This is a genomic window from uncultured Sphingomonas sp. (assembly GCF_964244265.1).
In the GTDB taxonomy this organism is placed as follows: domain Bacteria; phylum Pseudomonadota; class Alphaproteobacteria; order Sphingomonadales; family Sphingomonadaceae; genus Sphingomonas.
Window position 1 is genome coordinate 1 of the sequence record NZ_CAXTHV010000004.1, and the last position, 16760, is coordinate 16760.

The following is a 16760-nucleotide window of genomic DNA, read 5'->3' on the forward strand; positions in this document are numbered from 1 at the left end:
TGCCCCAGCTTCATCGCCGCGCCGCGCAGGTGCGAGAGTCGATCGGCGACCCGCGCGGCGTTCGCCGGGGTGAGGATCAGGTCGCCCAGCCGTGGCCGCTCGCCCGCCGCCAGCCGCCGCGCGCCCTCCGCCACCATGCCGCCGGCGACCCCGCCCGCCAGCCGCCCGAACGCGCCGAGTCGCGCCAGGCGACCGCTCGGGACGGCGCGCCCGGGATCGATGGCGGACGCCGTCTCGTCGTCGTCGGTCACCCCGCGAGGTAGCGCTCAAGGTCGTCGCTGCCGCCGATCCGCTCGCCATGGATGAAGATCTGCGGCGTGGTGTCGACGCCGTGCTTCGCCTCGAACGCGTCCACCTCGTCGCGCGACGCAAGGATATGCTCGTCGACCGCGAACCCGGCCTCTTCGAGCATCGCCTTGGCACGCACGCCGAACGGGCAAATGTGGTCGGGCAGCACCATGCGGTACAGCGTCGCGGTCTTCGTCTCGCTCATCGCGGCACTCCGTCGGACGCCAATGTCCGTTGCGGGCATAGCGAAGCAACGCCGCCGACGTTCCACCTTGCCACGATGACCAGCTCCGCTCTTGATTGTGTCAAGGGGAGCAATCGGATGCTGTCGGCTTGGGACCCTGCTCGATCAGGGTGCGCATCGCCGCCGCCACCAGCTCGGGATGGCTCGCATGGAGCCAGCGGCCGCCGTCGGGCACCAGCGTGACGGTCGCGCCGGGCAGGACGCCCGTCCAATAAGCGCCGGTCAGATCGGCGTCGAACATCGGGTCGCACGCGCCGACCATGACCCGCCACCCGGCGCCGCATTTCAGCGGCTGCGGCTGCACTCCGCGCACATGCGCGATACTCTCGCGCAGCAAGCCCTCGCAGCCGATCGCGGCCTGCCGGGCGGCGCGGATGATGTCGGCGCACAGCTCGGCATCGTCGAGCACGCGCATATCGGCGACCGAGCCGCGCACGATCTGGCGATGTAGCCGCACCGCGTCTTCGTTGCTGGTGCGGTCGGTCAGCGCGCGCACGACTGGCGCCATGAAGCGCGGATGGTCGAATACCAGCCGCTTCGACAGCCCGGCCGGCCCGGCGCGCGGCCGGTCGTGCGACAGCGGCATCCCGGCGCCGAGCAGCAGCCCGCCGGCGATACGGCCCGGCTGCTCCGCGAACAGCCGCAGCAGCGGCGTGATGCCGCCGCGCGCCAGCACGTGCGGCGCATCGACCTCTAGCGCGTCGAGCACGTCGATCAGGTCGCGCATCGCGGTCACGGCGAAGTCGCCCTCCACCCAGTCGCTGAGGCCGAAGCCGGCGCGCTCGACCGCGATCGGCCGCAGCCCCGCCGCCTGCAGCGCCCTTACCGTGACGCGTGGCAGGTGCCGCCCCTGCATCTGTGCATGACAATAAAGCACCGCCCGGCCGTCCGCCGGGCCATGGTCGCTGACCGCGACATGGCCATCCGCCCAGCGCCGCCGCACCAGCCGCAACGGTTCGCGCGCGAGCCGCGCGTCGACCTCGACGTCGCACGCGCTCGCCAGTCCGGCCAAGGCGTGGATTTCCGCTAGCAGGCGCCCGAGATCGGCGGCATTGCCGACCCCGCAGGCGTCGAAGACGACGCGCAGCGCGTCCTTCCCGGCGTGGAGGGAGATGCCGAGCCGGCCCGCAGCCTCCTCGCGCGTCGCGCCGTTAGCGATCGCCAGCGCCAGCTTCGCCTGCCGATCGGTCAGCATGAACAGGTCGGCGAGCAGACGCGGCATGTCGCGCCGCGTCCCGGCGTCGCCCGCCACCACCGCCAGCAGCGCCCCCAGCGCGTCCGCCTGCCGCTTCGCGCCGACCTTGCGCATGATCGCGGCGAGCAGCTTGCGGCCGTTTCGTAGGCGATGCCGAGCGCCGTGCAGGTGCGTTTCAGCTCGCCATGCCGCGCCAGCGCCTCCGCGATGCGAAGCTCGGCCCGGGTCAGGCCGAACGCCCGGCCCGCACGCAGCCAGCCGTCGGCGCCGGGGCGGAACGCGACCACGGCGTACGAGGCCGTGCCGGCGCGCAGCGCCGCCGCGACCGCGTGCGACAGCGGCCAGCGGCGGGCCGGCGACCAGCGCGCGGCGGCGAGCGCGACGGGCCGGCCCCGGCCGTCCTCCGCCACGACGGTGAGGCGCGCCTGCTCGCCGGTGACATCGCGCACGACGCTTTCCAGCAGCCCGGCCTCGCCCAGCCAGTCGCGAAACCGTGCGTCGACCGCCACCAGCCGCCCCGCGCTGTCACAGGCGGCGGACGCGAAGGATTCGCCGACCAGAGCGACATGGCTGCCCGACGCCTGCGCGACAGCGGCCTCGATCGCAACCAGGAGGTCGTCCGGCTGCTGCTCCAGTGCCTGTTCCAGCGCCTGCGGATCGTCGAGCAACAGGGCGACGGGCGAGATCGCGCGATCGCGACGGCGCAGCCGGTCCAGCCATGTGTCGCCCGGGCTTCCCATTTCGGCACGCACCGATGCCGCAATTGTCTGGACGGTCATACCCCAAATGGGGGTGATCGGCCCGGCGACGCCGCCATAGCTGCCATGGCACGGACGACCTGTCCGGGACATTCGGGGGAAAAGACATGGGCATCGGAAACGTTCGTTGGGTCGTGGGACTGGCCGCACTCGTGATGGCAGGCGCGGCCGATGCCGCGACGGTGGCGCTGGACGTGACCGCGCGCAGTGAGGCGGGGGTCGCTTTCTCCGCCCCCATCTTCACCTTCACAAACCTGTCTGACCCCGGGTTCCAGATCAGCGCGCTGCGCCTGTCGAACGGCCCGCCGATCGACTATGTCTATGTCGGGCCAACCGGAACGCCCTATGAGATCCTCAATCCGGCCGGTGGCGCGCGCACGCTGACCGAGGGACAGGAGGCGTCCTTCAACCCGAACGACGGCTGCACCGCCGGCGTGGGCTATACGCTGACCAGTTTCGATCCGGGCGACAGCTTCCGTTACTCGATCGACCCGGAGGGGCCGGGCTGCGCCAACGCTGTCGTTGACATCCGGCCTTGGCTCGTCGGCGATCTGCTCCGGATCGACGTCACCTTCAGCGACGGAACGAGCCTGAACGGCTCGGACTGGACGCTGGAGCTGGTCGATCCCGCCGCCAGCGCCGCGACCGACGCAAACCAGCTATACCGTCTATCGCTTCGTGCGCAGGTCGGCGGCGCGGTGCCGGAGCCGGCCACCTGGGGCATGATGCTGCTGGGGTTCGGCGGCATGGGCTACGCCATGCGGCGGCGGCCGAAGGCCTCGTCCCTTGGCAGGTTCGCCTGAACGCCGCTCCGCGATCGCCCGACCCGCTCCCGACTTCGGCGGAGCTTGATGGTAGGCCATGTGTCCAGCTTGGCGCATCTGCGGGATGGCCGTTATTCCGACGTCCGTCCGTCACGCAGCCTCGGCAAGGCGATGCCCGCGAGATTTTGTGTCCTCTTGACGTACCGCAAGCGCACGCGGCCGGGCGGACGTGGAATGCGGGTCCAGACGTCGAAGTGATCGCGGCAGGCGGGCGGCACGCGGACCAGGCCATTCGCCTGCGCGATGACCGCGGCCGCATCGCCGAGCAGCAACACGTCGGTCAATTCCAGCGTCAAGGCGAGCCGTATCGCCGCGATCAGCGCCAGCCATTCCGCCGCCATGCTGCTGCCGGGTCCGAGCTCGCGCTCGATATGGCCGCGGCCGCCGGCAACCACCGCTAGCTCCATGCCGGTCGCGGGGCGGAAGCCCCCGTCGAAGAATATCTTCATGCCGTGCGGTGCGTGCCCGGCGGCAGGTCGGCCAGCGTCCACGTGCCGATGCTCCAGCGCACCAACCGCAAGGTCGGATGGCCGACCGCCGCCGTTATCCGGCGCACCTGCCGGTTGCGGCCTTCGCGAATGGTGAGCCGCAGCCAGCAATCGGGCACGCGCAGACGGAAGCGGACGGGCGGGTCGCGCGGCCAGAGCGCGGGCGCGTCGATGCGCTCCACCTCGGCTGGACGGGTCGGCCCGTCGTTCAGGTCGATGCCTGCCCGCAACAGCGCCAGCACGGCCGCGTCGGGCTCGCCTTCGACCTGGACGAGATAGGTCTTGGGCAGCTTGAACCGAGGGTCGGCGATCCGCGCCTGCAACCGCCCGTCGTCGGTGAGCAGCAGCAGCCCTTCGCTGTCGCGGTCGAGCCGGCCGGCGGGATAGATGCCGGGCAGGTCGATGTAATCGGACAATGTCGGGCGGGTGGTCGGCGTGCCCCGGTCGGTGAACTGGCTGAGCACACCGAACGGCTTGTTGAACAGCACCAGCGTCATGCCGCCGCGAGGCTGCGCGCGACCGCCTCCGCCGCCCTGATGCCGTCCACCGCGGCGGAGAGGATGCCCCCGGCATAGCCAGCACCCTCGCCGGCGGGGAACAGCCCGGCGGTGTTGAGGCTCTGCCCGTCCTCGCCGCGCGTGAAGCGGACGGGCGAGGAGGTGCGCGTCTCGACGCCGGTCATCACCACGTCGGGATGGTCGTAATCCCTGATCTGGCGGCCGAACACCGGCAGCGCCTCGCGCATCGCCGCGACCGCGAAGTAGGGCAGGCAGAGCGACAGGTCGGTCGGCTGCACGCCCGGCTTGTAGGAGGGCACCACCGACCCCAGCGTCGTCGAGGGCCGGCCGGCGAGAAAGTCGCCGACCCGCTGCGCGGGCGCCTTGTAGTTGGATCCGCCCGCGACGAAGGCGCGCTCCTCCCAATGCCGTTGCAGCGCGATGCCGGCGAGCGGGTCGCCCGGAAAGTCGCGCGCCGGGTCGATCGCGACGACGAAGCCCGAGTTGGCGTTGCGCTCGTTGCGCGAATATTGGCTCATGCCATTGGTGGCGACCCGGCCCTCCTCCGACGTGGCCGCGACGACGGTGCCGCCGGGGCACATGCAGAAGCTGTAGACGGTGCGCCCGTCGGCGCAGTGGTGCGCGATATGGTATTCCGCGGCGCCGAGGATGGGGTTGCCCGCCTCGTGGCCGAAGCGCGACCGGTCGATCCACGATTGCGGATGTTCGATGCGGACGCCGATCGAGAAGGGCTTGGCCTCGACCTGTACGCCCGCCGCCTGGAGCATCGCGAAGCTGTCCCGCGCGCTGTGGCCGACGGCGAGGACGACATGATCGGCCGCGAGATACTCGCCATCGTGCAGGTGCAGGCCGCGCAGCCGACGCTCTCCGTCCGGGCCCGGTTCGATGTCCAGTCCGTCGACGCGCGTGGCGAAGCGATATTCGCCGCCCAGCGCCTCGATCGACGCGCGCAGGCTCTCGACCATGGTGACGAGGCGGAAGGTGCCGATATGCGGGTGCGCCTCGGTCAGGATCTCGGGCGGCGCGCCGGCCTTGACGAACTCGGTCATCACCTTGCGATTGAGGTGCCGGGGATCCTTGATGCGGCTGTACAGCTTGCCGTCGGAAAAGGTGCCCGCGCCGCCCTCGCCGAACTGGACGTTCGATTCCGGGTCGAGGACACCGCGCCGCCACAGGCCCCAGGTGTCCCTGGTCCGCTCCCGCACCACCTTGCCGCGTTCCAGCACGATCGGGCGGAACCCCGCCTGTGCCAGGATCAGCGCGGCGAACAGACCGCAGGGGCCGGCGCCGATTACCACCGGCCGGCGGGCGCCGGCGGGGGCGGTGATCGCATGGTGGTAGCGGGTGTCCGGCGTAAGCTGGACGTCACGGTCGCGCCGGAAGCGGGCGAGCACGGTCGCTTCGTTCTTTAGCGAGACGTCGACCGAATACACCAGCGCGATATTGGTCTTGTCGCGCGCGTCGTGGCCCCGGCGCGCGACCGCGTAACGAATCAGGTCGCGGGGCGTGACGCGGAGCCGCTTGCAGATCGCCGCCGCCAACGCCTCATCCGCATGATGCAGCGGCAGTTTCAACTCACTCAGGCGTATCATCGACCCTCCTTACAGGGAAGGCCGGCGATCGTCATTGTGTCAGGCGGCTAAAACCGCCGGCGCTCGCAAATCGGCATAGGCGGCGAAGAGCTCGTCGAAATGGTCGTCCATCGTGCGCGGGGCGTCCGGCACCCTCGTTGCCACCTGCCTGCCTGCGAACGCGACGATGGTGTCGCGCAGCGACGCGCCGTCGGCTGCGCGGTAACGGCGATCGTCAGCCCCCCGGGCGTGGTCGGCGGCACCGCCCCGGTCGGGCACGATCAGCGGCAGGGCGCTCGCGCGGGCCTCCGCCGCGACCATGCAGAAGGTTTCCGCCTCGCAGCCATGGACGAGCGCGTCGGCGCTCGCCATCGTGCGCGCCAGCGTCGTCCGGTCGCGGATCGCCTCGCCGACCACCACATGGGGCGATCCGGCCGCCCTGGCCACCAACCCCCGGCGACCACGGCCGTCGCCGATCAGCACCAGGCCGATCGACCGTTGCGTACCGGCGGCATGGACGGCGTCGATGACCATGCCCCAGCGCTTCTCCGCCGAATAGCGGCCGACGCCGACCAGCAGGGTGGCGTCCGGCCCGAGACCGCAGCGCCGCAGCAGCCCCGCGCGCAGGTCGGCATCCCGAAATCCAGGCGAAAAGAGCCCCGGCTCGACCCCCATCGGCACCGTGGTCGCCCGCGTCACGCCGCCCGCCCGCAGCCGGTCGGTCAGGTTGCCGCTGGCGCTCACGATCAGGTCGTAGGCCGCGTCGAGCCGGCGCAGATGGTTCCAGTATCGGGCAAAGCCGCGATCGATCATGTTGATGCTCGCAAGGCCGCCGAACCAGCGATAGGCATAGGCCGACAGCGGGTCGGCGTGCATCACCAGCGCGCGCGGCGCGCTGCCCTGCCAGCGACCGACCATCGCCGCGCTCGACCAGGGCGACGAGGCTTCGATCATCGCCGGGCGTACCCGGTCGAGCGCGCCGTGCAGCGCCGCCTCGTCATGGAAATAGCGATAGCGCCGATCGAAGGGCAGCGGCGGCGAGGCGAGCCAGACGATCCGGGCGCCGGGGAACCGTTCCTCCACCGCATCGCGCTCGCCGGGCGCGATCACGACGATCTCATGCCCCGCCGCGGTCCCGGCGGCGAGCTTGCGGTCGATATAGGTTTTCACGCCCCCGCCATGCGGGGTGTAGAAGGCGCAAACGTCGACGATCCTCATGCGGGACGACCGATCGTGCCGGGCGAGGTCGAATAGCGGTGGGCGGCGGGCATCGGGGTTCCTTGGCGTCTGGCTGAAAGACGCCGCCGGCAATGCGTTTCCACACCAGATCGCGTTTGGTTCCGGCCATTTCGCAATTTTTTTCGTTGCTAGCTGAGGGTCGGTCCGGTCGGGGTCGTCATCCTGGTGATGACCGAGCGTGAACAGACAAGGGTTTCCGGCAGCGCGGTGTCCCCGCGTCTGCTGCTGTCGATCCACGACGTGTCGCCCCGCTTCGAGACGGCGATCGACCGGCTGCACGATCTGCTGACCGCAGCGGGGGGGCAGCGGATCGCGATGCTGGTGGTGCCCGACTTCTGGCGGGAGGCACCGATTCGGCCTGGGTCGCGCTTCGCCACACGCCTGCGCGACTGGGCCGAGGCCGGGGTCGAGATGTTCCTGCACGGCTCGGTCCACCGCGACGAGACCCCCCATCGCTCGGCTTTCGCCCGGTTCAAGGCGCGGCATCTGACGGCGGGCGAGGGCGAGTTCCTGGGGCTCGACGCGACGGCGGCGGCGGCGCGGATCGCGGCGGGGCGGGCGCTGATCGAGGAGGTCTGCGGGCGGTCGATCGCCGGCTTCGTCGCCCCGGCGTGGCTCTACGGCCCCGGCACGCACCGGGCGATGGCGGCGCAGGGCATCGCGATCGCCGAGGACCATTGGAAGGTGTGGCGGCCGACCGACGACGCCGTGCTGGCGCGGTCGCCCGTCATCACCTGGGCGACGCGCACCCCGGCGCGCGAACGATCGTCGCTGGCCGTCGCGGCGCTGGCGCGACGCCTGCCCGGGCCGCGCGTGATGCGCGTCGCCGTCCATCCCGGCGATTGCGGCTCCGACCCGGTGCGCCGAAGTATCACCGCGACCGTCGCCGCGCTCGCGCGACAGCGGGTCGGCTCGCGCTACGCCGACCTGGTCCACGACTTCGCCCCGGCGCCCCCCGCGCCCGTTACGCCATCCTTCTCCCCATCGTTGAGAGCCGACCATTGAGCAACGCGATCGCCCTTGCCGCACCGTTCGACTCCGTGCCCTTGGACGCCGTCGCGATCGTCGGCCCGCCCGCCGCCGGCCTGGCGCCTGACTGGCGCGAACGGGCAGCGAGCTGGGCGGGCGCCGCCTTCTCGGTGGCGATATTGGCATTGGTCGCGCACGGGCTCGGGCATGGCGGGTTCGACGGACTCAGCGCGCATGCTTCCGGCTCGCCGGCTTTCTGGGCGGTCTTCGTGCTCGCCTATCTGGCGAGCCCGGCGTGCGAATGGGTGATCTTCCACCAGTTGTGGCGGCTGCCCCCGTCCGGGGCGCTGGCGCTGCTCCGCAAGGAGGTCTCGAACGAGCTGCTGTTTAGCTATTCGGGCGAGGCGCAGTTCTATCTGTGGGCGCGTCGCCACGTCGCGATGACCGGCTCGCCGTTCGGCGCGGTCAAGGACGTGGCCGTGCTGTCGGCGCTGGCGGGCAATATCGCCACGCTGGCGATGATGGCAGCGACCGCGCCGACGCTGGCCAAGCTCGCCCTGCTGCCGGGCGCGAAGGCGTTTGGCGGGTCGGTGGCGATCGTCATCGCCATCTCGCTGGCGCTGTTCCTGTTCCGCCGCGCGGTATTCTCGCTGTCGGCGCCCGCGCTGCGGACGGTGTTCGCGGTGCATGGGGTGCGGATCGTTCTCCATGTCGGGCTGACCGCGCTGATGTGGCATCTGTTGCTGCCGTCGGTGCCGCTGGGTAGCTGGATGCTGCTCGCCACGTTGCGGCTGATGATGTCGCGCCTGCCGCTGGTCGCCAACAAGGATCTGATGTTCGCGGGCATGGCGTTGCTGCTGCTCGGCGAGGCCGGCGGCGTGACGGCGGTGGTCGCGACGGTGTCGGGCCTGATCGTCGCGGCCCATCTGATCGTCGGCGCGCTCGTCTATGCGGCGCAGTTCGCACCCCGCGCGGTGCGGTCGTGAGCGCGCTCGCCCTCTGGTCCACCGCCAAGGCGGCTCCCGCGCCGGCGGAGCGCTGGGGCATCCTGCTGCGTCTGCCACGCGCCCGGGTGGTGTCGCGGCCGCGATCGCAGGCGCGCCATATCTGGCGGATCGCCACGATCGACCGCTATCTCTTTCGTCAGGCCGCGCTGCGCTTCGCGGCGGTGATCGCGATCGTGGTCGTCATCATGACGCTGGAAAACGGGCCGCGCCTGGCCGCCGACCTCAGCCATACCGATACGCCTTGGGCATTGCTGTGGAACCTCAGTGCCGACCTCGTCCCGGAGCATCTCGCGATCGCCCTGCCGGTTGCAACCCTGCTCGCGGTCGCGCTGACCGCGCGGAGCCTGGCGCTGCGTGGCGAATGGCAGGTCTTCGCGACGGCCGGCCTGGCGCCGGCCCGGATCATGGCCGCCCCGCTCGCGCTGGCGCTGCTCGCCGCCGTGGCGCTGCTGTGGAACGGCCTGGAGCTGCGTCCGCGCGGCGAGCAGCGGCTGGACGCGCTCTACAAGGACATCGCCACCGGCGCGCATGGCGTGGTGCTGCCGCTCCGCGAGCCGGTGCGGCTCGACGCCGAGACGACGCTGGTCGCGGACGGGATCGCGGCCGACGCGCCGGGCGAACTGACCGGCATCGTGATCCGGCGCGATGCGACGGTCATCACCGCGGCGCGGGCGAACGTGGCGTCGGACGGGCAGGGCGGCATCGCGTTGCGGCTGACGGAAGGGACGAGCATCGAGACCCGGGCGGATGGCTCCGTCCGGCAGATGAGTTTCGGCGCGCTGACGCTGCACGGTCGCCCGCCCGGTCTCAAGCTCGTCGCCGGCAATCTGCGCCACCGGCTCGATCGGCTGGACGGAGCGGCATTGTGGCGACTGACGTCGGGGGCGGGGCCGGCGGCCGTCCGGGACGCGGCCGGGGCGGCGCTGCTCGGGCGGGTCGAGGGGGCGATATTCTGTCTGTTACTGCCCTGGATCGCCATCGCGGTCGGGGTGCCGCCGCGTCGCCGCCCCGGCGGCCCGGCGCTGCTGGTCGGTGTCGGGCTGATCGTGCTCCATCTGCAGACGGCGGCGCTGGTCGAGGACCGCTGGGCGGCGCACGCGCTGTTGGCGAATGCGCTGCATCTGGCGGCGTGGACCGCGGCGGCATGGGGGCTGAGCCGGCTGGTGCGTCGTCACGGCGATGGCGCGATCGACCTCTTCATCGAACGGACGATCGCGGTGCTGCCAAGGTTGTTCTTGATCGGCGCGCCGATCGGGCGCCTCGCGCGCCGCTTCACGGCACGCGGTATGGGCGGGACGCCCGTTCCCGCCCTCCAGCCCGTCGGCTTCCGCAACCGCTGACCGCGATCAGCTCGGCGCGAAGCCGCGCAGGCCGTGGAGATATTGTAGCTGAATGGTCTTTACCGTGACGCCCGCCCCGGCGTCGATCCACGCCTGCGCGAACTTCGGCCGCGACCGGCCGATGGTCTGGTTGCCCGGAAAGCCGACGCCATCGCTCCAAAAGGAGAACTTGTCCTTGCCGTTGCGGTTGTGGCGCAACAGCAGCGCGTAGCGGCCGGGATGCGGCACCCGCACGCAGATCGTCGTCTCCCCGGCCGGCAGGGGGCGCGTGCGGGTGCGGCGGAATACCTTGCCCTCGGCGATCAGCGCGGTGTCGTCGCGCAGGAAGTCGGCTTCATTGTCGGGATAGAGCTCCAGCCACACCTCGCCGCTGCGGTCCTTCAGCCCCGACACGTTGACCTGGATCGCGGGCCCGCGGCCGGCGCGGCACCAGCCGGCGTCCTCGTCCCGCGTCACCTCGGCGGACGCGGCGGCGGCGGCAAGAACGAGCAGGGGCAGGGCAAGCGCCAGGCGCATCGACATGGTCAGGTCCTCTTCTGGGTCTCGCCGTATTGACGCCGCCGCGACGGCCGATCCGCACTGACCTGCCAGGAAAGACGACCGAGGAAAAAAGCGGGCGCCAGGTGCGGATCGGTGCCGCCGGCGTCGTCTATCGGCAGGAAGGGGCGTCGCGACCGGCATGTATCTTGATCTCGAGCGGCACCGCCTGGCCGAAAGCGCCGACGCGTCGCCCGCCGCGGCGGTGCGCTGGACCGTGCTGATTCCCTTCTTCAACGAGCGCGACTATCTACCCGCGACCATCGCCAGCCTTGCCCGGCAGGGCGTGCCCTTCGACCTGCTCCTGGTCGACAACGGGTCGACCGACGACAGCGCCGACGTCGCGCGCCAGGCGGCGCGCGCGCACGACCTCGCGGCGCGTCTCGTCACTGAGCGGGAGCCGGGCAAGATCGCCGCGTTGCGCACCGGGCTCGCCGCGGTGCACACGCCGTATGTCGCGACCTGCGATGCCGACACCCTCTATCCGCCGCATTATCTCCGCGCGGCCGAGCGCCTGCTGGAGCGGGACAATTGCGTCGCCGCCGGCGCGTTCTTCGTCGCGCCCGACGCCGGCGGCTTGGCGGCGGGGGTTGAGGCCGCGAAGATCGTCGCGGCGGGCGCGTTGATGCCGCGGCTGTGCCACGCCGGCGGGGCGGGCCAGTGCTTCCGCACCGACGCCCTGCGCGCGGCCGGCGGCTTCGATCCGCGATTGTGGCGGTTCGTGCTGGAGGATCACGAGATATTCCACCGCCTGCGCCGGTTCGGGGCGATGCGCTATGCGCGCGACCTGTGGTGCGTGCCGTCGCCGCGCGAGCGCGACCGGCCGTCGATTCGCTGGACGTTGCTGGAACGACTGCTCTACGGTTTCGCGGCCGGCCGGGCGGGCGACTGGTTCTTCTATCGCTTCCTCGCAGGCCGGCTGACGCGCCGCCGGCTGGCGAGTGTCGGAATGCGGGAGCGTGTAGGTCAGGATGGTGGAGGACAGGCGCTTGCCACGGCTCATCCTGTGCGCTGACGACTTCGCCTTTTCCCGCGAGGTCAGCGAGACGATCGCCGCGCTGGCACGAGCGGGCAAGCTCAACGCGACGGGGTGCATGACGCTGATGCCCGGCTGGCCCCGCGACGCGGCGCTGCTCGCAGACCTGCCGCCGACGGTGCAGGTCGGGCTGCACCTGACGCTGACGCAGGAACAGCCCTTGACCGTCATACCGGGGCTGGCGCCGGCGGGAACCTTGCCCGACATCGACCCGCTGACGGTCCGCGCGATGCTGCGCCGCGTGCCGCTGGCCGAGATCGCGGGCGAGGTCGCCGCGCAGTTCGACGCCTTCGTCGCGGCGATGGGTCGCCCCCCCGACTTCGTCGACGCGCATCAGCACGCCCACACGCTGCCCGGGATTCGTGAGATCGTGCTCGCCGAGACGGCCAGCCGCGCGCCGGACGCCTGGGTGCGCGTCTGCAGCGACTCGCTCCGGGCGATGGCGGCGCGGCCGTTCCTGGGCAAGGCGATCGGCAGCGCCTTCCACGCGCGCGGCCTGGGGCGGGCGGCGGCGCGGCACGGCCTGCGCTGCAACGACGGCTTCGCCGGCCATTACGGTTTCGCCGGCGACTATGGCGCGCTGTTCCCGCGCTTCCTGCGGCGACCCGGCGCGTTGCACGTCGTGATGTGCCACCCGGGCGCCGGGGAGCGGGAGGGCGACGGCATCGCGGCGGCGCGGCGGGGCGAGGCGGCGGCGCTGCACGCTCTGCCCGTCGCGGCGCTGGCCGCCGCCGCCGGCCTGGCCTTTCCCGCTTGAGCGATCGTGCCGAGGCGGAGGGCGGGCTGCGCGCCGTGTTCCTCGCCGAGCGGCCGATGCTGCTGCGGCTGCTCACGGCCCGGCTCGGCAGCCGGGACGACGCCGAGGACGCCTATCAGGAACTGTGGCTGAAGATCGATCGCCTGGCCGAGCAGCCGATCGGCCAGCCCGCCGCCTTTCTCTACCGCGCCGCCGCCAACCTCGCCACCGACCGGCGCATTGCCGCCGGCCGTCGCGGCGCGCGGGAGGCCGGCTGGCTGGAGGCGCAGCCGGGCGCGGCGGAGCTGCCCGACGCGGAACGGACGCTGATCGCGCGCGACGAACTGCGCGCGGTGCAGGCGGCGATCGACGACATGCCCGAGCGCATGGCGACCGCGCTGCGCCTGTTCCGTATCGAGCAACGCCCGCAACGGGCAATCGCGGAGCAACTCGGCATCAGCGTCAGCGGCGTCGAGAAGCTGTTGCAGCGGGCCTTGCGCCTGATTCACGCGCGCGCGGCGCTACCTGGTGAGGATATGCCGGCGGGGCATCGTCTTGGAACTGAAAGGGGTGAGCAGCCGTGACCGACGACGCACCCGACATCATCGACCAGGCCATCGTCTGGCACCTTCGTCAGGACACCATGCCGGCGGCGGCGTGGCCGACCTTCGTCGCCTGGCTGGAGGAGCATCCCGACCACGCGCGCGCCTACGATGCGGTCGCGCGCCAGGATCGCCTGGTGGCGGCGGTCGCCTTTCCGCGGCCGCTCGCGATGCCGGCGGCGGCCAACGATCGCTGGCCGCCGCGCCGACGGTGGCTGGCGGCGACGGGGGGTGCCGGCCTCGCCGCCGCCGTCGCGCTCTGGGTCGTGCCGTCGTCCTTCGGACCCGGCCCGGCGCAGGTGTTCGCGACCCGGGACGGCGAACGGCGGTCGATGACGCTGGCTGACGGCACGCAGGTGGCGATGAACGGGGGCACCACCTTGCGGGTCGAGGGCGGGGGCCGGGCGGTCCGGCTGGATCGCGGCGAAGTGATGCTGCGCGTCGTCCACGACCCGCGCGCGCCGTTCCGGTTGCACGCGGGCGATGTCGAGATCGAGGATGTGGGGACGCGCTTCGACGTCGTGCGCCTGCCGCATATGCTGTCGGTCGCGGTCGCCGAAGGCGTGGTGGCGCTGCGGCGCTCGGGGACGGCGGTGCGGCTGCAACAAGGGGAGGCGGCGGCGGTCGACCTGCGGACGGGGGCCGTGACGCGCGACGCCGTGCCGCCCGACAGCGTCGGCGGCTGGCAGGCAGGTCTGTTGAGCTTCGACGGCGCGCCGCTGGCGGACGTCGCCGCCGCGCTGCGGCGACGCGACGGACTCAATCTCGCGCTGGAGGGCGACTTGTCCCGCCAGCCCTTTACCGGCATAGTCCGCCCCACGGGGGCTGCCGATCGCGATGTACCGCATCTGGCCGACCTGATCGGGGCGACGTGGCGGCGTGACGGCAATCGGTGGGTCTTGGCGGCACGTTCGGGGGCGACGCGCTAGCGCGATTGCGCTGGCGCTGATCGCCGCAGCGTTGCCGCTGACGGCGAATGCCTCGCCGCGGATCGTCGTCGCGATCTCGCCATCGACGCTGGACGTCGCGCTGGTGACGCTGGCGCGGGCCGGCGGGGTCGACATCGTCAGTGTCGAGCCTGGGCTTCGCGCTGTCCGCACCCCCGCGCTGAACGGCCGCATGACGGTGCGCGTGGCGCTGGATCGTCTTCTGGCCGACACCGGCTTCCGGGCCGTCGGCATTCCTCGACGAGGCTATCGAATCGTTGCGATCCCGGTGCGCGTCGTCAGCCCGGCGCACCGAGCCGCGCCGCCACCCGCGCCGCCCGCGCCCGCCGATGTCGTGGTCACCGCCAGCAAGCAGCGGGTACCGCTGATCCGTTATCCCGGCACGCTGACGCTGATCGCCGGCACGCCCCGCCTCCCGCTCGGGGTCAGCGGCGACACCACCGACCTGACGCGCATCCTGCCCGTGCTTCAGAGCACCCAGCTCGGCCCGGGCCGCAACAAGGTCTTCATCCGCGGCGTCGCCGACAGCAGCTTTAACGGCACCACGCTGTCGACCGTCAGCGTCTATCTCGACGACGTCCAGCTCAGCGCCTCCGCGCCCGACCCGGGGCTGCGCCTGTACGACATGCGCGGCATTGAGGTGATGGAAGGACCGCAAGGCACGCTGTACGGCGCGGGCAGCATCGGCGGCGTGGTACGGCTGACCACCAATCCGCCCGAGGCCGATCGCGTCGCGGCGGCGGTCGATGTCGGGGTCAGCGCCGTTCAGGGCGGGTCGCCGGGGGAGGATCTGGCGGCGATGATCAACATGCCGCTCATCCCCGGCCGGCTGGCGCTGCGCGGCGTGGGCTATGTCGCCAGCGCGGGCGGCTATATCGACGATCACGGGCGGGGCGCGCGCGACGTCAATCGTTCCGACATCGCCGGCGGGCGGCTGGCGTTGCGGCTGACGCCGGGCGGCGGCTGGCGCGTCGACGCCAGCGGCGCGATGCACGACGTGCGCTCGCGCGACGGCCAGTATGCGCTCGCCGACGAGGGCCCGCTGGCGCGGCGCACGACGCTGGCGCAGCCGTTCGCCGGCGATTTTGGCTTCGGCCGGCTGGTCGTCACGAAGGATTGGGCCGATGGCATCAGCTTCGTGTCCGCGACCGGCATCGCCGTCTACGACATGGCGGAGACGTTCGACGCTTCCATGAGCACCGTTCCGGCCACGCTGCGGCTGGAGACCGACAAGCTGCTCGTCTCGCACGAGATGCGGCTGTCCGGATCGGGGGCGGGGGGGCGATCGTGGCTGGCCGGCGTGACGCTGATCAGCGATCGGACGGTGTTGGCCCGGTCCGCCGGCAGCCCGGGCAACGAGACGGACATCGTCGGCGTCCGCAACGTCACGCGCGCGGCGTCGGCGTTCGGCGAAGGCACGGTGACGCTGCTGCGCGACCTGTCGGTCACGCTGGGCGGCCGCTACACGGTGGCGCGGGTCGACAGCGAGCCGTCGCAGCTCGCGCGCGCGGTGCCGTATGTGAAGGGCCAGGTGACCCGCCGCCTCGATCCGACGATCGCGCTGTCCTATCGTCTCGCGCCCGACCTGGCGCTGTTCGCGCGTCATCAGACGGGCTTTCGCACCGGCGGGCTCGCGGTCGCGCGTGGGGTGGGGCGGGTGGCGAACTACGATGCGGACTCGATCGACCTGAACGAGGCCGGCGTGCGGCGGCTGCGGCGCGGCCCGACCGGCATCAACCTGTCGGTCAGCGTGTCGCGGGCGCGCTGGCGGGGAATCCAGGCGGATCTGTACAGCCGCCGGGGGCAACCCTTCACCACCAACCTGGGCAACGCCACGATCCTGGGGATCGAGGGCACGGTCGACTGGGTCGTTCGGCCCGGCCTGACGCTGAGCGGATCGACTCTCTACACCGCCAACGAGGTGACCGGCCCGATCGCCGACCAGTCGCAGCGCAGCAACCGGCGTCTGGCCGACACGCCGTCGCTCGGCGGGTATCTCAGCATCGACTATGCACCCTCCGGTGACCGGCCGTTCACGCCGTTGCTGGCTGCGACGATGACCTATGTCGGCCGCTCGGTGTTGGGCACGGGCGACCTGCTCGATGTCAGCCAGGGCGCCTATGCGACCGTCGGTGCCTCCGCGGGGGTCCGGCGGCGCTCGGTCGCGCTGACGATCAACGTCGACAATCTGTTCGACCGGACCGCGAACCGCTTCGCCTTCGGCAACCCCTTCGGCCTCGCCGCCCGCGACCAGACGACGCCGTTACAGCCGAGGACGTTCAGGCTGGGCCTGTCGTCGGTCTGGTGAGGGGGCGCGTCGATGCGGGACCGCGCGCTGAAGACTGACATTGGTTCTGCTACACCCGTCTCTACCGATGGGAGCAGGCGAGGATGGCGGAGCGGTTCGGCGCGGAAACGACCACGGCGAGGTGCTTGCGGGCGTTGATCTGTCGGGTAGGCG

The 16760-nt window shown here is 71.8% G+C and carries 16 protein-coding genes and 1 pseudogene; 9 read left to right on the forward strand and 8 right to left on the reverse strand.

Going from position 1 to position 16760, the window contains the following annotated elements:
• The 3 genes and pseudogenes from ACFE7K_RS02345 to ACFE7K_RS02355 all read right to left on the reverse strand — a co-directional run.
• Nucleotides 1–251 (reverse strand): annotated as a pseudogene (locus ACFE7K_RS02345) (AarF/ABC1/UbiB kinase family protein); the annotation flags it as partial.
• On the reverse strand, nt 248–493 hold the full coding sequence (locus ACFE7K_RS02350; RefSeq protein ID WP_375396551.1) for a glutaredoxin domain-containing protein: 246 nt from the start codon (nt 491–493) through the stop codon (nt 248–250). The gene ACFE7K_RS02350 and the pseudogene ACFE7K_RS02345, both read right to left, overlap by 4 nt.
• A gap of 100 nt (nt 494–593) precedes the next feature.
• Nucleotides 594–1841, reverse strand: coding sequence for a hypothetical protein (locus ACFE7K_RS02355; protein WP_375396552.1), 1248 nt, complete (start codon nt 1839–1841; stop codon nt 594–596).
• Between the two features lie 751 nt (nt 1842–2592).
• On the opposite strand from ACFE7K_RS02355, the gene ACFE7K_RS02360 reads away from it, so the two are divergent.
• On the forward strand, nt 2593–3288 hold the full coding sequence (locus ACFE7K_RS02360) for a PEPxxWA-CTERM sorting domain-containing protein (protein ID WP_375396553.1): 696 nt from the start codon (nt 2593–2595) through the stop codon (nt 3286–3288).
• A 92-nt stretch (nt 3289–3380) separates the two neighbouring features.
• On the opposite strand, the gene ACFE7K_RS02365 is transcribed toward ACFE7K_RS02360, so the two are convergent.
• The 4 genes from ACFE7K_RS02365 to ACFE7K_RS02380 are packed head-to-tail and all read right to left on the reverse strand — an operon-like array spanning nt 3381 to nt 7104.
• A complete protein-coding gene (locus ACFE7K_RS02365; RefSeq protein WP_375396554.1) occupies nt 3381–3758 on the reverse strand; it encodes a reverse transcriptase-like protein in 378 nt (125 codons plus the stop codon).
• Nucleotides 3755–4294, reverse strand: coding sequence for a pseudouridine synthase (locus ACFE7K_RS02370; RefSeq protein ID WP_375396555.1), 540 nt, complete (start codon nt 4292–4294; stop codon nt 3755–3757). Before ACFE7K_RS02370 ends, ACFE7K_RS02365 begins: the two co-directional genes overlap by 4 nt.
• Nucleotides 4291–5907, reverse strand: a complete 1617-nt coding sequence (locus ACFE7K_RS02375; protein WP_375396556.1) for an NAD(P)/FAD-dependent oxidoreductase — start codon at nt 5905–5907, stop codon at nt 4291–4293. The genes ACFE7K_RS02370 and ACFE7K_RS02375 overlap by 4 nt, the downstream gene beginning before the upstream one ends.
• 39 nt (nt 5908–5946) lie before the next feature.
• On the reverse strand, nt 5947–7104 hold the full coding sequence (locus ACFE7K_RS02380) for a glycosyltransferase (RefSeq protein WP_375396557.1): 1158 nt from the start codon (nt 7102–7104) through the stop codon (nt 5947–5949).
• Between the two features lie 228 nt (nt 7105–7332).
• On the opposite strand from ACFE7K_RS02380, the gene ACFE7K_RS02385 reads away from it, so the two are divergent.
• The 3 genes from ACFE7K_RS02385 to ACFE7K_RS02395 are packed head-to-tail and all read left to right on the forward strand — an operon-like array spanning nt 7333 to nt 10441.
• Complete coding sequence (locus ACFE7K_RS02385; RefSeq protein ID WP_375396558.1) at nt 7333–8130, forward strand: DUF2334 domain-containing protein; 798 nt, start codon at nt 7333–7335, stop codon at nt 8128–8130.
• Between the two features lie 35 nt (nt 8131–8165).
• Nucleotides 8166–9080 (forward strand): hypothetical protein, encoded by a 915-nt coding sequence (locus tag ACFE7K_RS02390; protein ID WP_375396559.1) that lies wholly within the window; start codon nt 8166–8168, stop codon nt 9078–9080.
• Nucleotides 9077–10441, forward strand: a complete 1365-nt coding sequence (locus ACFE7K_RS02395; RefSeq protein ID WP_375396560.1) for an LptF/LptG family permease — start codon at nt 9077–9079, stop codon at nt 10439–10441. The genes ACFE7K_RS02390 and ACFE7K_RS02395 overlap by 4 nt, the downstream gene beginning before the upstream one ends.
• Before the next feature lie 6 nt (nt 10442–10447).
• Here ACFE7K_RS02395 and ACFE7K_RS02400 read toward each other — a convergent pair whose 3' ends face one another.
• Entirely contained in the window at nt 10448–10963 is a 516-nt protein-coding gene (locus ACFE7K_RS02400; protein WP_375396561.1) for a DUF2141 domain-containing protein, read from the reverse strand.
• Between the two features lie 157 nt (nt 10964–11120).
• On the opposite strand from ACFE7K_RS02400, the gene ACFE7K_RS02405 reads away from it, so the two are divergent.
• The 5 genes from ACFE7K_RS02405 to ACFE7K_RS02425 are packed head-to-tail and all read left to right on the forward strand — an operon-like array spanning nt 11121 to nt 16607.
• A complete protein-coding gene (locus tag ACFE7K_RS02405) occupies nt 11121–11993 on the forward strand; it encodes a glycosyltransferase family 2 protein (protein ID WP_375396562.1) in 873 nt (290 codons plus the stop codon).
• Nucleotides 11968–12771, forward strand: a complete 804-nt coding sequence (locus ACFE7K_RS02410) for a ChbG/HpnK family deacetylase (protein ID WP_375396563.1) — start codon at nt 11968–11970, stop codon at nt 12769–12771. Before ACFE7K_RS02405 ends, ACFE7K_RS02410 begins: the two co-directional genes overlap by 26 nt.
• 56 nt (nt 12772–12827) lie before the next feature.
• Nucleotides 12828–13334, forward strand: a complete 507-nt coding sequence (locus ACFE7K_RS02415; protein ID WP_375396652.1) for an RNA polymerase sigma factor — start codon at nt 12828–12830, stop codon at nt 13332–13334.
• Nucleotides 13331–14281: a FecR domain-containing protein gene (locus tag ACFE7K_RS02420; protein WP_375396564.1), complete on the forward strand. Its 951-nt coding sequence runs from the start codon at nt 13331–13333 to the stop codon at nt 14279–14281. The genes ACFE7K_RS02415 and ACFE7K_RS02420 overlap by 4 nt, the downstream gene beginning before the upstream one ends.
• Nucleotides 14232–16607, forward strand: coding sequence for a TonB-dependent receptor domain-containing protein (locus ACFE7K_RS02425; RefSeq protein ID WP_375396565.1), 2376 nt, complete (start codon nt 14232–14234; stop codon nt 16605–16607). Before ACFE7K_RS02420 ends, ACFE7K_RS02425 begins: the two co-directional genes overlap by 50 nt.
• The last annotated feature ends 153 nt before the right edge of the window (nt 16608–16760 follow it).